Source organism: Arthrobacter sp. ES3-54, from assembly GCF_029504395.1.
In the GTDB taxonomy this organism is placed as follows: Bacteria; Actinomycetota; Actinomycetes; order Actinomycetales; family Micrococcaceae; genus Arthrobacter.
Map to the genome: position 1 here is coordinate 291,065 of NZ_JAQFIF010000003.1, position 14,603 is coordinate 305,667.

13 protein-coding genes are annotated in these 14,603 nt (G+C 68.9%); 5 read left to right on the top strand and 8 right to left on the bottom strand.

The genetic code is table 11. The features are described 5' to 3' along the window. Window positions 1-32 precede the first annotated feature (32 nt). From M2428_RS07260 to M2428_RS07290, 7 genes are read right to left on the bottom strand one after another with little or no spacing between them, the layout of a single operon-like run. Window positions 33-1,451, bottom strand: a complete 1,419-nt coding sequence (locus M2428_RS07260) for an NtaA/DmoA family FMN-dependent monooxygenase (protein ID WP_277525184.1) — start codon at window positions 1,449-1,451, stop codon at window positions 33-35. Between the two features lie 10 nt (window positions 1,452-1,461). Continuing rightward, window positions 1,462-2,685 (bottom strand): LLM class flavin-dependent oxidoreductase, encoded by a 1,224-nt coding sequence (locus M2428_RS07265; protein ID WP_277525187.1) that lies wholly within the window; start codon window positions 2,683-2,685, stop codon window positions 1,462-1,464. Then, entirely contained in the window at window positions 2,682-3,626 is a 945-nt protein-coding gene (locus M2428_RS07270) for a DUF1684 domain-containing protein (protein WP_277525189.1), read from the bottom strand. Before M2428_RS07270 ends, M2428_RS07265 begins: the two co-directional genes overlap by 4 nt. Beyond that, window positions 3,610-4,788 carry an LLM class flavin-dependent oxidoreductase gene (locus tag M2428_RS07275; protein ID WP_277525191.1) on the bottom strand — a complete coding sequence of 393 codons (1,179 nt, stop codon included), beginning with the start codon at window positions 4,786-4,788 and terminating at the stop codon, window positions 3,610-3,612. The genes M2428_RS07270 and M2428_RS07275 overlap by 17 nt, the downstream gene beginning before the upstream one ends. After that, window positions 4,785-5,834 (bottom strand): ABC transporter substrate-binding protein, encoded by a 1,050-nt coding sequence (locus tag M2428_RS07280; RefSeq protein WP_277525194.1) that lies wholly within the window; start codon window positions 5,832-5,834, stop codon window positions 4,785-4,787. The genes M2428_RS07275 and M2428_RS07280 overlap by 4 nt, the downstream gene beginning before the upstream one ends. A 9-nt stretch (window positions 5,835-5,843) precedes the next feature. Then, window positions 5,844-6,695 (bottom strand): amino acid ABC transporter ATP-binding protein, encoded by an 852-nt coding sequence (locus M2428_RS07285; RefSeq protein WP_277525196.1) that lies wholly within the window; start codon window positions 6,693-6,695, stop codon window positions 5,844-5,846. Continuing rightward, window positions 6,692-7,774: an ABC transporter permease subunit gene (locus M2428_RS07290; RefSeq protein ID WP_277525198.1), complete on the bottom strand. Its 1,083-nt coding sequence runs from the start codon at window positions 7,772-7,774 to the stop codon at window positions 6,692-6,694. The genes M2428_RS07285 and M2428_RS07290 overlap by 4 nt, the downstream gene beginning before the upstream one ends. A 243-nt stretch (window positions 7,775-8,017) precedes the next feature. On the opposite strand from M2428_RS07290, the gene M2428_RS07295 reads away from it, so the two are divergent. The 3 genes from M2428_RS07295 to M2428_RS07305 all read left to right on the top strand — a co-directional run bounded on the left by M2428_RS07295 (window position 8,018) and on the right by M2428_RS07305 (window position 11,308). Then, window positions 8,018-10,066 (top strand): FAD/NAD(P)-binding protein, encoded by a 2,049-nt coding sequence (locus tag M2428_RS07295; RefSeq protein ID WP_277525200.1) that lies wholly within the window; start codon window positions 8,018-8,020, stop codon window positions 10,064-10,066. Beyond that, on the top strand, window positions 10,063-10,644 hold the full coding sequence (locus M2428_RS07300) for a GNAT family N-acetyltransferase (RefSeq protein ID WP_277525203.1): 582 nt from the start codon (window positions 10,063-10,065) through the stop codon (window positions 10,642-10,644). Before M2428_RS07295 ends, M2428_RS07300 begins: the two co-directional genes overlap by 4 nt. Window positions 10,645-10,735: 91 nt before the next feature. Beyond that, a complete protein-coding gene (locus tag M2428_RS07305; RefSeq protein WP_277525205.1) occupies window positions 10,736-11,308 on the top strand; it encodes a LacI family DNA-binding transcriptional regulator in 573 nt (190 codons plus the stop codon). A 9-nt stretch (window positions 11,309-11,317) separates the two neighbouring features. Here the strand turns inward: M2428_RS07305 and M2428_RS07310 are convergent, their stop codons facing one another. Continuing rightward, window positions 11,318-12,370, bottom strand: a complete 1,053-nt coding sequence (locus tag M2428_RS07310; protein ID WP_277525207.1) for a bile acid:sodium symporter family protein — start codon at window positions 12,368-12,370, stop codon at window positions 11,318-11,320. Window positions 12,371-12,638: 268 nt separating this feature from the next. On the opposite strand from M2428_RS07310, the gene M2428_RS07315 reads away from it, so the two are divergent. Both M2428_RS07315 and M2428_RS07320 read left to right on the top strand, forming a co-directional pair. Next, the gene (locus M2428_RS07315; RefSeq protein WP_277525209.1) at window positions 12,639-14,162 is read left to right on the top strand and encodes a SulP family inorganic anion transporter; all 1,524 of its coding nucleotides are present in this window, start codon (window positions 12,639-12,641) and stop codon (window positions 14,160-14,162) included. A 127-nt stretch (window positions 14,163-14,289) separates the two neighbouring features. Next, window positions 14,290-14,574: a DUF1540 domain-containing protein gene (locus tag M2428_RS07320; protein ID WP_277525212.1), complete on the top strand. Its 285-nt coding sequence runs from the start codon at window positions 14,290-14,292 to the stop codon at window positions 14,572-14,574. Window positions 14,575-14,603: the final 29 nt, after the last annotated feature.

Genomic DNA, 14,603 nt, shown 5'->3' on the forward strand with positions numbered 1-14,603 from the left:
GGATTATTTGTGTCTTGATCGCGGATCCTCGTCTAGACCCGTGCCGTGACTGAATCGGTCTCGACGCCGGCACCAGCGCGCACCGGGGTGGCCAGGCCGAGGTTCTCCCGCAATGTGCTGCCCGCGTACTCCGTGGGGTACACACCGCGCTCTTGGAGTTCCGGCACGAGGTGGTTGACGATGTCATCGAGCCCGGAGGGGATGAGCCACGGCGAGATGTTGAAGCCGTCGACGGCGCCGGTCCGGGCATACTCGGTGAGCCGGTCCGCGACCTCGGTGTAGGAGCCGGTGAAGGTGGAGTCGCCCCGGCTGGTCTTGGCCGAGACGAATTGCCGGATGGACAGGCCCTTTTCCTTGGCCTCGGCTCGCCACTGGTCGGCCAATTGGCGGGCCTTGGCGCCGTGGAAGCCGCTGCCGCGGGTTTCGGAGGTCTCTTCCACCACGGGGTCGATGTCCGGCAGCGGGCCGTCGGGGTCGTAGCCCTGCAGCTCCCGGCCCCAGAACTGCTCGAGGTACGCGATGGCCTGCTGCGGGCCAATCTGCAGGCTCCGGACCCAGGCCTTCTTTTCGAGAGCCTCCCGCGGTGTGGCGGCGAGGATGAACTCGCTGGCGGGCATAATCTTCACGTCCTGGGCGCCCCGACCGGCCCGGAGGGTGCGCTCCACTATGTCGCGGCGGAAGTCCAGGGCGTCGTCGAGCTGCGGGTGCGCGGAAAAGATGACGTCCGCCTGCCGGGCGGCGAAGTCCCGGCCCTCGGGCGAATCCCCGGCCTGGAACAGCACCGGCCGGTACTGGGCGCTGCGCGGCAGCCGGGGTGTGACGTCCACGGAGTAGTGCTGGCCGCTGTGCCGCACCCGGCGGACTGCCCCCTCCGCCGACCACCGGGCGGAGGAAGCCGAGGCCGCGATGGCGCCGTCGTCCCACGCGTCCCAGATGCGCTTGGCGGTTTCCACGAAGGCCTCGGCATGGGTGTACCTGTCCGCGTGGTCCAGGTAGCCGCCGCGGCGGAAGTTGGCGCCGGTCCAGGCGTTGTCCGTGGTGACGATGTTCCAGGCCGCGCGGCCGCCGGAGAGCAGGTCCAGCGTGGAGAGCCGGTGCGCCAGGTCAGCGGGGTCGTTGTACGTGGTGTTCTGGGTGGCGACCAGGCCGATGTTGGTGGTCACCGCCGCGAGGGCGGCCAGCGCGGTCTGCGCGTCGGGACGGCCGGCGACGTCGAGCGCGTGCGGGCGGCCGAGGTGCTCACGCAGCCGCAGTCCTTCGCCGAGGAAGAACGCCGCGAACAGGCCGCGTTCGGCGGTTTGGGCGATGCGCCGGAACGATTCAAAATCGGTCTGCGAGCCGGACTCGGCGCTCTTCCAGACTGTTCCGGAGTTGACGCCCTGGAAGAACACGCCCAGCTGGAGCTGGCCTGACGGCGTGAATTCGGCGGCGGGGTGGGTGCTGTGGCTCATGGTGGACTCCTTAGTTTTCCGTGCCAGGGGCAGTGGTCGTGGCGGTCGCCCCGGCGGCGTAACGACTGGCTGGCCGCGCCAGCCCCAGCTGCTCGCGGAACGTGGCGTCCGGGATTGTGGGGGCAAGGAGCCCGCGCCGGCGCAGCTCTGGCAGTACCAGCCGCGACAGTTCCTCAAGATCCGTCTCCAGCATCGCGGGGTGCAGGCGGACGCCGTCGGCCCAAGCCAGCACGTCGGTGAGCAGTTCGGTCAGTTCAGCACCCGTCCCGACGAACCGGGCGCGCGGGCTCTGCCACACTGTGTGGCGGTTCAGTTCGGCCAGCCGCTCCGCGGCGGTCTGGCCGCGGGACTCCAGTACGACGTCGAGCTCGGCGATCAGCGCAGGCCCACTGCCGCCGGCGGCGAGTCCTGCCCGCGTCGCCGCGAGCTCGGCGGCCAGGAGCTCGGGCGTCGGGGCCGAGACCAGGAGCGCGTCGGCTGCCCCGGCTGCGACAGCCTCCGGCGTGAGGAGCCCGGCCGGGGCCAGCACAGGGAGCTGGCCCTGCGGCGGCCGCGGAATGATCGACGGACCCTTGACGGAATAGCTGCCGTTCTCGACGTCGATGTAGTGCAGCTTGTCGACGTCGAGGTAGCGCCCGGTGGGGACGTCGCGGATCACGGCGTCGTCCTCCCAGGAGTCCCAGAGCCTGCGGCTGACCTCGATGGAATCGGCGGCCTCCCCGGAGAGCCGCTCCCCGCGCACAGTGTCCCGTCCGACGGCGGCGGCATCGGCGGCGCTTGATGAGGCGGCCACCAGCCAGCCGGCCCGTCCGCCGGAGACGTAGTCGAGGCTGGCCAGCTGGGTTGAGAGGTGGAATGGCTCGGTGTAGACGGTGTCCACTTCCGGGATCAGGGCGAGGGTACGCGTCAGGGGAGACGCGAACGCGGCGCGCTGCAGGGCGTTGAGCCGGGCAGCGGCGTCCCGGTCCGGGTGATCGTGATCTGACAATGCGGGATCTGACAGTGCGGGGTCCGGCAGTGCGGGATCCGGCAGGCCGGGGTCGGAAAACGTCGCTGCGTGGAACCCGGCAGACTCGGCGGCGAGCACGGCGCCGCGCAGGTGTTCAGGGTCCAGCACGGACGCGGGGCCTGTGCGGGAAACCCGCCACGCGGCCGGGTGGCTGCCGGCGCCGTCGAGCTCCAGGAGCAGCAGGCCGTGTCCTCGCGGCGCGTTCTGGGCGGGAGGGGTGCTCATGATGCGTCCTGTCGTTCGAAGGGGATCTGTTCGCCGGCTTCGATGGCCACCGGCAGGCGGTTCTCGGCCGGCGGCAACGGGCACGTGGCGAGATCCGTGTAGGCGCACGGCAGGTTCACCGCCCGGTTGAAGTCGAGCGAGACGGTCCCGTCGGCGCCCGGAGCTGGCACGGTGAGCGAGCGGTTGGCCGCGTAGGTGCTTTTGCCCGACGTCGCGTCCGTGAAGAGCACGGACAATGTGCCCGGAGTGTGGCCGTTGAAGACGGTGAGGCTCAGATCCTGACCGTGAAGCCGGAAGCGGATTTCCCCCGGGGCCTCGTAGACATGGTGGATTCCTTCGACCGCTGCGCCTACTGTGGTGGGCCGCGGTTCTGCGAACGGAACGAATATTCCTGAAATGGCATATTCAGGGTTGGGCGCGTAGGCGGGTGTGCCACGGTAGCCGGTGAGCAGCGGATTCAGGGGATGCCGCGGCCGCACGACATAGCGGCCGCCGCGTTTGGCGAGCTCGATCACGGTATGACCGGCGCCGGCATCTTCCACGCGCAGATTCAGGCCTTCGCGCTCGGGAATCGGGCCAAGGACCACTGTGGCTCCGGTGCCGTCGGCGTTCAGTTCCTGCCCGTCGCGAAGGACGCGCTCACCTGCCCGCAAAACCAGGCGGACAGCGTCGTCTTCCACGCTCCACGTACCCGGCGCGCCGTCGAGGCGGGCGGGAGAGGAATCGAGCCAGTGCAGGTGGGTGACGGCGAGGAAGCCGTGGGGGTCTGCGCGGTGGCGTTCGTGCGCGGCATGCCAGTCCGCCCATTCGGCCAGGAATTCCCGGCCGGGACGGCCGTCGGGGCGGCCATCCGGAGTGTCGTCGGGGCGGTCGTCGGGACCGGTCCGGTGGGCCGGGGTGGCGGCCGGGGAGCGGCCGTCGGTGTCAGTGGGTGTAGACATGGGAGCTCCTGTGGTTGTCGTGGTCGGCTGTGACGCGGGCGGCGTCGTCGGGTTCGGTGGCGCCTCCTGTGTTGCCGGCGAGGCTGGCCTCCGGGCGGCCGGCGTACGGGTCGCCCTCGGCCCAAAGTGTGGTGGGCGCGGCGGCGCGGACGGCCGGAATGACCTCGAGGGCGAAGCGCTCCAGGATTTCCAGTTGCTGGGCGAAGGGCAGCGTGGTGGGCAGCGAGATGGACTGCAGGTCGTGGCCGTACAGCGCGTGGTAGCTGAGGATCTTGTCGATCACCTGCTCCGGGCTGCCCACCAGGGCGGGGCCTTCGGCGACGGCGTGGTCGATGTCCCGGTAGGGGGAGTTGTTCCCCGGAACATTCCTGCCCGTCGTGAGGGCCTCGTAGACCGGGCCGAACTGCCGCTTGGCCTCCTGCGTGGTGTCCGCGATGAACACCCCGCCGGCGCCCGATCCGGAGCCCAGGTACTGGTGCCGGGGATCGTGCCCGTGCCGTTCGTATTCGTCGCGGTAGTGGTCGATGAGCATCTTGTAGTTTTCCCGCGGCTGGATCGCATTGGCCGTGAACAGCGGATCGCCCCACTGCGCGGCCAGGGCCGCCGAGGCCAGGCTCGTGGCGGAACCGTGCCAGACGCGCGGCGCGCCGGCGAAGGGCCGGGGCGTGGTGGTGGTGGGCTCTGTGAGCGCCGTGCGGAACGTCCCGGACCAGGTGACGTTCTCCTCGGTCCAGAGCCGGCGGAGCAGGCCGTATTTTTCCGCGAGCAGCTCCCACTGATCCGCGAGGTCCAGGCCGAACAGCGGGTACTGCAGCACCTCGTTGCCCTTGCCGATCACCAGTTCCAGCCGGCCGCGGCTCAGCTGGTCGATCGTGGCGTAGTCCTCCGCGACCCGCACCGGGTCCAGCACGGACAGTACCGTCACGCCGCTTTGCAGCCGGATCCTGGTGGTCACGGCGGCGATGGCGGCGAGCACGGTGGTGGGGGAGGAGGAGATGAACTCGCCCGCGTGGCGTTCCCCGACCGAGAAGCTGTCATAGCCGAGGTCCTCCGCCCGCCGCGCGGTCTCCACCACCTGGTTGAGCCGGTCCGCGGTGGAGACGATCGCCCCGGTGACGGGGTTTTTCAGGTGCGGGATGATGTCGAGGATCTGGAACTTCACTGTGTTTTCCCTGCAGAGGCGGTTCCGAAGTTGGCCTCGGTGACGGTCGTGGACTCGGGAAGGGCTTCCTCGGAGAGTCCCCAGCGGTCCAGGACCTTGGCGTAGGAGCCGTCCTTGATCGCGGAGTTAAGTGCGTCCGTGATGGCCGGGGCCAGGCCGTTGCCCTTGAGCGTGGTGGCCGCGACCAGGGTCTCGGATGGCCAGCCGGCATTGACCTTACCCACCACCTTGAGGTCGTCCCGGGTGTTTTCCCGGTACGTGACGGACGGGTAGGGCGCGAGGTTCAGGTCCGTGCGTCCGGAGGACAGGGCCAGGATGGTGTCGGCGTCGGAGGAGTAGTACTGCAGCTCCGCCGGCGCCTTGCCCTTGGCCTCCAGCTCCTTGTTCCAGGCGATCAGGATCTTCTCCTGGTTGGTGCCCGAGCCCACGGAAATCTTCAGGCCGGAGATGTCATCGGAGCCCTTGATGTTGTAGCTGGAGCTCTTCTTCGCTTCGAAGCCCATGTACGCGGCGCGGTAGCTGGAGAAGTCGAAGAGTTTCACGCGGGCGGCGTTGATGCCGACGTTGGAGAACACGGCCTCGAAGTCGCCGGACTGGGTCTTCAGCGGCCAGTTCTCCCAGGAGGTCACCTGGACATCCAGTGCCAGGCCCAGCTTGTCCGCGACCAGCTGGGCCAGGTCCACCTCGACGCCGATCGGGGTCTTGTCGTCGGTGGCATGGAAGGACAGCGGAATCGCGCCCGCTGTCGTGGCCAGGGTCAGCTTGCCGTCCTTGCCGATCAGCGTGGGGACCTTCGCGGCCAGGGCCGCGTCCTTCTCGGCCCTGATGCGCTGCTGGTCCGGCGAGGTGTTGTACACGACGCCGTTGCGCGCCGCCGTCGTCGCCGGCTGCCCGCCGGCGGCCGCGGAGGCGCCGGGATCAGCGCAGGCACTCAGTGCCAGCGTGCCGGACAGAGTGCCGATGAGGACGACGGCGGGAAGCGCCGCACGTTTCCGCCGGAGACTAGTACTGGGAAGGGCGGTGCGGAGGGCGGAGCTGATTGCCATGGGTGTTCCTTAGATGTTGAAAGCGGGTTCGATCACCTTGGAGAAAAAGCTCCGGGTGCGTTCTTCGTGCGGGTTGGTGAAAATCTCCTGGGGTGTGCCTTGCTCGACGATCTGGCCCTGGTCCATGAACACCACCGTGTCGGCGACATCGCGGGCGAAGCCCATCTCATGCGTGACGATGATCAGCGTGGTGCCGGACTTGGCGAGCTCGCGGATGACGTCCAGGACCTCGTTGACCAGTTCCGGGTCCAGGGCCGAGGTGGGCTCGTCGAAGAGCAGGATCTTGGGGTCCAGGGCCAAGGCCCGGGCGATCGCGACGCGCTGTTGCTGGCCGCCAGAAAGCTGGCGCGGGTAGGCGCCGGCGCGGTCCTTCAAGCCCACCCGGTCCAGCAGCTCCAGGCCGCGTTCGCGGGCCTCGGCCTTGGACGACCGGGGTTTTCCGGCCCGCGGCGCGACGACCGGGGCCGCGGTGACGTTTTCCAGCGCGGTCAGGTGCGGGAAGAGGTTGAAGTTCTGGAACACCATGCCGATCTCGGTGCGCTGCTTCAGGATTTCCTTCTCGCGCAGCTCATGGAGCCGGCGCCCCCGGACCTCGTAGCCCACCAGCGTGCCGTCGATCGCGATGAACCCGGCGTCGACCTTTTCCAAGTGGTTTATGGTGCGCAGAAGGGTGGATTTGCCGGACCCGGACGGGCCGACAATCACGGCCACGCCGCCGGGCTCGACCGTCAGCGTGATGCCTTTGAGCACCTCCGTGGCCCCGAAGGACTTGCGGACCTTGGTGATCTCGACGAGGCCGCGGGTGGTTTCGGCGTCAGTGGCGGCGGGCGCCGGCAGGGTGTTGGTGGCAACGGTGCTCATCGGGTGCCCCTTTCCTGGGTGGTTTCCCTTGTTGCGGGCGCATGCGTGGCGAGGAACTTGCGGGCCTTCTGCAGCGGGGTCAGGGGCAGCGTGCGGACGGCGCCCTTGGAGTAGTGCCGCTCGATGTAGTACTGGAAGACGCTCAGCACCGAGGTGATCACGACGTACCAGAGGGTGGCCACGAGCAGCAGCGGCAGGACCTGCTGGGTCCGGTTGTAGATGACCTGGACGGTGTAGAACAGCTCGGAGTAGGCCAGGACGTAGACAATCGAGGTGCCCTTGACCAGGCCGATCACCTCGTTGAAGGCGGTGGGCAGGATGGCCCGCATGGCCTGGGGCAGGACGATCCTGGTGGAGCGCCGCCACGCCGGAATGCCAAGGGCGGTTGCGGCCTCCAGCTGGCCCTGGTCCACGGAGAGGATGCCGCCGCGGATGATCTCGGCGGAGTAGGCGGCCTGGTTCAGCGTCAGGCCGAGGACCGCCGCGGCGAACTGGCTGATCAGGGTGGTGGTCTGCGCCTCGAAGAAGCGCACGTCCGTGAACGGGAGCCCTAAGCTGATTTTCTCGTAGAGGTAGCCCAGGTTGTACCAAAGCAGCATCTGCACCAGCAGCGGCGTGGAGCGGAAGATCCAGGAGAAGGTCCAGGAGACGGAGACCAGCAGGGGGGACGCGGAGAGCCGCATCAGGGCCAGAATGAACCCCAGGATGAACCCGAGGGCTCCGGAGATCGCCGTCAGCTTCAGGGTCTCCAGCAGGCCGTTCACAATCGACTGCGCGGTGAACCATGGCGCCACCACGCCCCACTCCCAGCGCGGGTTGGTGGCCAGGGACCAGGCAATGCCCGCCACGCCCAGGGCGACGACGGCGGTGCCCACCCAGCGCCACGGGTGGCGGGCCGGGACCAGCCGGTAGTCGGCATAGTCTGCTGCCTTGCGGCCGGCTGAACCGGGGCCGGCCGTTTCGGGCGGTGTGGTTGCGGGGCCGGCCACTTCGGCCGGTGCGGTTTCGGGTGCGGATTCGACGCCGGCGGACGCCGGCACCGGGGCGGACTGCGCCACCGGGGTTGCTGTTGAACTCATGCGCCACCTCGCTTCTTCCAGTTGCTGTGGGGGTACGGTTGGCTGCCAATCTAGGGGCCGCCGAAAACGTGCGGCAAGGCGGTAAGTTGCATACGTTCACGCAGGTTCGCACGGCGTCACACGACGAATTTTTGCCTCGATTTACGCCGCGTTACGTGGAGTGAACGGCCGTGACCGGCGCCTCGACCGGCCCCGTTTCGGGTGCCTAGCATGAGGGCTCCGCACCAGAGCGAGGAGACCGTCATGCCAGTGAACGCCCCATCCGTGGTCCTCATCGGCGGCGGCCCGCGCACGGCCGGGCTGCTGGAACGCCTTGCCGCCAACCGGCCGGAGCTGCTTGCCGGCCCGCTTCAGATCCACGTCGTGGAGCCGCATACCCCGGGCGCCGGCAGGATCTGGCGCTACGAACAGCACTCCGGGCTGATGCTCAACTCCGCCGCGGCGGACGTCACGATGTTCACCGATGCCTCGGTCCAGTGCGAGGGGCCGGCCGTCGAAGGTCCCGGACTGGCGGACTGGGCCGCCGGGGTCATGGACGGATCCATTGCGGACGTTCCGGAGTTGGCGCCGGAACTCCGGCGCCAGCTGGCCGCCCTCACCGGTTCCACCTTTCCCACCCGGCAGTTGCAGAGTGTCTACCTGGAATGGTTCTTCCGCCGCTCCGTCGCCGCCCTCGGGCCGGACGTCACCGTCACGGTGCACCGGAACACGGCGTCCGCCGTCGAACGTGTGCAGGACGAGCCGGAACACAGTGGACTGGAACAGGGCAGGCAACAGGGCGCACCGGAACAGGGCCCGGAACGCTACCGCGTCCGGCTGGCCGGCGGCGCGGTGCTGCACGCCGACGTCGTGATCGCCTCCCTGGGGCACACCGATTCGCTGCCGGATGCGGAGTCCGCCGCGTGGGCCGGTTTTGCCGCCCGGCACGGTGCGTTCCACGCGGCGCCCAGCTACACCACCGACGTCGACTACGCACCGCTCGCCGCCGGCCAGGACGTGATTGTCTCCGGCATGGGCCTGGCATTCGTGGACCTGCTGGTCCTACTCATGGAGGGCCGCGGCGGCAGATTCGAGGAGCTGCCCGACGGCGGCCTGCGCTACCTGCCCTCCGGTGCCGAGCCACGGTTGTGGGCCGGGTCCCGCCGCGGCGTGCCCTACCACTCCAAGATCACGTCCACCCTGCGCGGCGACGCAGCGGCAGAACCCGCGTTCTTCACCGCAGACGCCGTCGCTGCATTGCTGGACGCGCCCGGCGAGCTGGACTTCCGCGACCAGCTTTGGCCCCTGATCGCGAAGGATGCCGGCTACGCGTACTACCGCGAGCTGTTCACCGGCTACCCGGGGCGGGTCCGGATTGGCTGGCAGGAATTCGCCGAGCGGTTCTCCGCCGCGCAGTGGTACAGCCAGGACCGCCAGCGCCTGGTCACCGAGTCCGTCCCGGACGCAGAGCTCCACCTGGACCTCGAACGGCTGGACCATCCCTTCGCGGGCCGGGTTTTCGCCGGCCACGCGGATGTCCAGGCCGCCGTGGCGGCGTACATCGGCCGCGACCTTGAGTTACGCACCGGGCCGGACCATTCGGAGACGCTGGCCCTGTTCATTTCCCTGCTCAAGTCCTACATGGACCTGGGCCGGCTGGTCCCGTCAGAGCGGCTGAACGCGCGGTCGCAGCGGGACGTCCAGGGCTGGTGGCACGGCTTCTTTAGCTTCGTCGACTCCGGGCCGCCGCCGCGCAGGCTGCGGGAGATGCTGGCGATCCACCAGGCCGGGCTGCTGCAGTTCATCGGCCCGGGCCTGGAGATCGAGGCCGCGGAGTACTCGGGCCGGTTCGTCGCCCGCTCGGCCCAGTCCGGGCTCACCGTGTCAGCGCCGGCGCTGATCGAGGCCCGGCTCCCGGCGCCGTCGGTGGCCCGCTCCGCGAACCCGCTGCTGCGCCAGCTGCACACCTCCGGGCTCGGCACCGAACAGCAGCTCCTGACCGCGGACGGCACGCATGCGACCGGGCGGCTCCTGGTGTCCGCCCACAACGAGCTGATCAGTCCGGTGGGGGAGTGGCGCGAGCGGCTGTTCGGCGTCGGGCCCGGCACCTCCGGTTGGGGCGCGGGCGCCTTCGCCCGGCCCGGAAGCAACGCCGCACCGTTCCGTGAAAACGACGCCCTGGCCCGGCGCATCCTGAACCTGCTGTCCGGCTCCAACAACGGCCAGGACAGCAACGAGCAAGCGGACAGCGAGCCAGCCAACATCGGCCAGGCGGTGCCGCAGGCCGCCGCCGGCGGAAAGGACCCGTCATGACCCCGTCACCACTACACACCCCGCCCGCGGAGACCCGGCCCATCGAAATCAGGCCCGTGGACAACTCCACGCTGACGGTCCTCAACCTCCCCATGAGCGATCCCAGGGTCTGTCCGCTCCTGGATGAGCTCGCGCTCGAATATGACACCCGCTACGGCAACCTCTTCGGCCGGGGAGCCGCCGCGGAGGAACTCAACCGCTACCCGGCGGAGGAATTCGCGGCGCCTGGCGGGGCCCTGTTGATTGTGCGCGAGAACGGTGAATCCGTGGCGGGTGGCGCCTTCCGCCGGCACGGCCCGCAGACCGCCGAGTTCAAGCGGATCTGGACGCATTCGGCCCATCGCCGCCGCGGACTGGCCCGGTTTGTCCTCGCCGAGCTGGAGGCGCTGGCCGCCCGCCGCGGCTACCGGAAGGTCTACCTGACCACCGGCCCCCGCCAGCCGGAGGCGAAGCACCTCTACCTGAACACCGGCTACGAGGCTCAGTTCGATCTCTCCGCCGACCCTGAATCCATCGGACCGCTGGCCTTCACCAAGGACCTGCCCGCCGGGTCACGCCGGGGGCCGTCCCGGCGATAGAGTGCAGAACAGGCCGGCGCGACTTCCGCGCCGTGCCAGTATCGCCTCAGCCGCCGCGCTTTGCGGCGCCGAAGTACCCGGGGAGCAACTCGTGCGGCATGGATCCAAGCCCACCATCCGCGACGTCGCGGAGACGGCCGGTGTGTCCCTGACCACCGTGTCCTACGTGCTCTCCGGCCGCTCCGGCGGCACCACCCGGATCAGCCAGGCCACCCAGGATCGGGTGCACTCCGCGGTCCGCGACCTTGGCTACGTGGCCAACCGTGCCGCCCGGGGGATGCGGCGGGGCCGGACGGAGCTGGTGGCCGTGGCGGTCGCGGATCTCGAACAGCCGCGGGACAGGGCCATCGCCACGGCGCTGGCCGGGATCCTCCCGGAGCGCGGCTACCAGGCCGTCATCCTGCTGGGCGGAGGCTGGCGGCAGTTCATGCTCTCCGGCGGCGCCGACGGCGTGATCCACACCTGCGCGCTGGAGACTGGCGACGATTCCGGGACCATGGCTGAACTCGCCGTCCGCGGCGTGGCTCAGGTGCTCATTGCGGACGACGCCGGGGCCGGCAGCCCAGGTGTTCAGGGCGGATACGATGTGGTCCCCGGAACGGACAGCCCCGAGGTTCTGGCCGAGCGCGCCGTCACGGCGCTGCTCGCCAGGCTCCGGAGCTAGGCCCCCGCCTTAGGCTTTCAGCGCAGCGGCCTCCGGTGCTGTGTCCTGCGTTGCGGTTTCCTGGAGGGGGCGCCGGGCCAGCCACGCGGCCACGATCGCGCCGGAGACGTTGTGCCACAGGGAGAAGACGGCGGACGGCAGCGCGGCCAGCGCGCCGAAGTGCGCTGTCGCGAGGGTGGCGGCCAGGCCGGAGTTCTGCATCCCGACTTCAAAGGCGAGGGCCCTGCGCGCCTTGTCATCCAGGCGCCCCAGCTTGCCGGCCAGATAGCCCAGGCCCAGTCCGAAGCCGTTGTGCAGCACCACGGCCAGGAACACGATGCCGCCCGCGGCGACGATCTTGCTGGCGCTGCCGGCCACCACAATCGCCACGATCAGGGAAATCACGACCGCGGAGGCCCACGGCAGCGCCGGAAGGACCCTGGCCACGAGCTTGCGGAGGAAGAGGCGTGCTAGCAGGCCGGCAATGACGGGCAGGAGGACGGTCTTGACGATGTCCTGGACCATGCCGCCGGCGTCGATGCTCAGGTACGAGCCGGCCAGGAACAGCACCAGCAGCGGCGTCACGATCGGAGCGATCAGGGTGGACACGGAAGCGACGGCCACGGACAGGGCGACGTCGCCCTTGGCCAAGAACGCCATCACGTTGGAGGCGGTGCCCGACGGCGCGCAGCCCACCAGGATCAGGCCCACCGCAAGCTCCGGCTCGAGGTGCAGGCCGACGGCGATCAGCCAGCCGGCGCCCGGCATGATGACGTAGTGCGCCACGATTCCCAGGGCCACGGCCCAGGGACGCTTGGCCACCGAGGCGAAATCGGGCGGGGTCAGCGTCAGGCCCATGCAGAACATGATGATGCCCAGCAGGAAGGGCACGCTGGGCGCGAGGGGTTTGAACGCCCCGGGGAGCAGGAAGCCGGCGAGCCCGGCCGCCACGACGAGGAGCGGGAAGATGGTCACCGCAATCCGGGCGATCTTGGCCTCGGCGGCGAGGGCGGGATTGGCCGGGACGTCGGCGGCAGCGCCCGCGTCCCGGGCGGTATTTGGATTTTTGGTTGCCTCAAGCATCCAAGAATGGTGCCACCGGCATCCACGGACTGACCACTTCGTGACCACCTGTCGGACAAATATGTCAGATTTTTGGGGGACTGTCCGGGGACGGCCCGACAGGTGTCCGGCGAGGGCCCGACAGGTAAGGTTCATTGGGTGGGTGAGCCCAAAACGGCGAACTCCCCACCCCTCCGGCGTGATGCAGCGCCCCACATTCTCTGAATTCTGCACCTTCTTTTGAAAAGTGGAGGCCGTTGCGCCTTCTTGACCACGAACGGAGCCAGCATTGGCCACCAGAACCGAAGCGAAGGCCCCGGCCTGTACGCCCGAGCAACTGCAGTCGGTCGGAGGTGCCTTGAGGTCCCCGCGCCGGCTCAAGACCGAGGTCCTGGGCGGACTCGTCGTGGCCCTGGCCCTGATCCCAGAGGCGATCGCCTTCTCGATCATCGCCGGCGTCGACCCGAGGATCGGGCTCTTCGCGTCCTTCACGATGGCCGTGACCATCGCCTTCGTCGGCGGCCGTCCGGCGATGATCTCGGCGGCCACCGGCGCCGTCGCCCTGGTGATCGCCCCACTGGTGAAGTCCCACGGACTGGATTACCTTGTTGCGGCGGTGATTCTGGCCGGCATGTTCCAGATCGTCCTGGGCCTCTCCGGCGTGGCCAAACTGATGCGCTTCATCCCTCGCCCGGTCATGGTGGGCTTTGTGAACGCCCTGGCTATCCTGATCTTCATGTCGCAGGTGCCCGAGCTGATCGGCGTGCCCTGGCTCGTGTACCCGCTCACCGCGCTGGGCCTGCTGATCGTCTTCGGTCTGCCCAGGCTCACCAAAGCCGTCCCCGCACCCCTCGTGGCCATTCTGGCCCTGACGCTCATCACGGTGACGGCCGCCGTCGGCGTTCCCACTGTGGGTGACAAGGGTGCGCTGCCGGACTCGCTGCCCTCCCTGTCGCTTCCCAACGTGCCGTTCACGCCGGAAACGCTGCAGGTCATCTTCCCGTTCGCGCTGGCCATGGCCTTTGTCGGTCTGCTCGAATCCCTCATGACCGCGAAGCTCGTGGATGACATCACGGACACGCGCTCACCCAAGACCCGCGAGGCCTGGGGGCAGGGTGTCGCGAACATTGTCACCGGCTTCTTCGGCGGCATGGGTGGCTGCGCCATGATCGGCCAGACCATGATCAACGTCAAAGCCTCCGGCGCCCGCACCCGGATCTCCACCTTCCTGGCCGGCGTCTTCCTGCTCATTCTCGTGGTGGCCCTCGGAGATATCGTGTCCCTGATCCCCATGGCCGCGCTCGTGGCCGTCATGATCTTCGTTTCCGTCGCCACCTTTGACTGGCACAGCATCCGGCCCGCCACGCTCAAGGCGCTGCCCAAGAGCGAAACCACGGTCATGGCGGCCACGGTGGCGGTCACCGTTGCCACGCACAACCTGGCAATCGGCGTCGGCGTCGGCGTAATCGTCGGGACGGTCCTGTTCGCCAGGCGGGTGGCGCACTTCGTCACGGTGGAGCGCTCCGTGACGGAGGACGACGGCGGCCGGCGGGCTACGTATCGGGTGGACGGCGAGCTGTTCTTCGCCTCATCGAATGACCTCTACACCCAGTTCGAGTACGCCCTGGACCCGAAGCACGTGGTCATTGATATGCACGACTCCCACCTGTGGGACGCCTCCACGATCGCCGCTTTGGATGCCATCACCGAGAAGTACCGGCGGCACGGCAAGAGCGTGGACGTCGTGGGCCTGAACGAGGCCAGCGCCCTGATGCGCGAACGCCTGGCCGGCAAGCTCGGCGCCGGAAACTAGCCGGCACGGCGCCCGCCCAGGCCGGCATTAGGTCACACGTTTGGGTCTTTTTGTTTGCCCTGGTGCGGCCTAGCGTGGATTTACGGCGCCGCCCGTCCGGGGTGGCCGGAGCATGGAGGAAAATCCAATGACGACGCACGTAGCCGACTGCAGCGTGAGCAATTGCTCGTTCAACGACCACTCCCACTGCAACGCGGCCGCCATTACCGTCGGCGGCGTTGAAGATCATGCCTCCTGCGCGACCTTCATCGACATCGGTGTGCACGGTGGTCTTCCCAAAGTGCTGGCCGACGTCGGCGCCTGCCAGCGTACTGAATGCACCCACAACGACCACCTGATGTGTAAGGCGTCCGAAGTTCACGTGGGCCCGGGAGTCGACAACGCTGATTGCCTCACCTACGCCCACAAATAAGCCGCACGCGGCGTCCGCGCCCGTAGAGC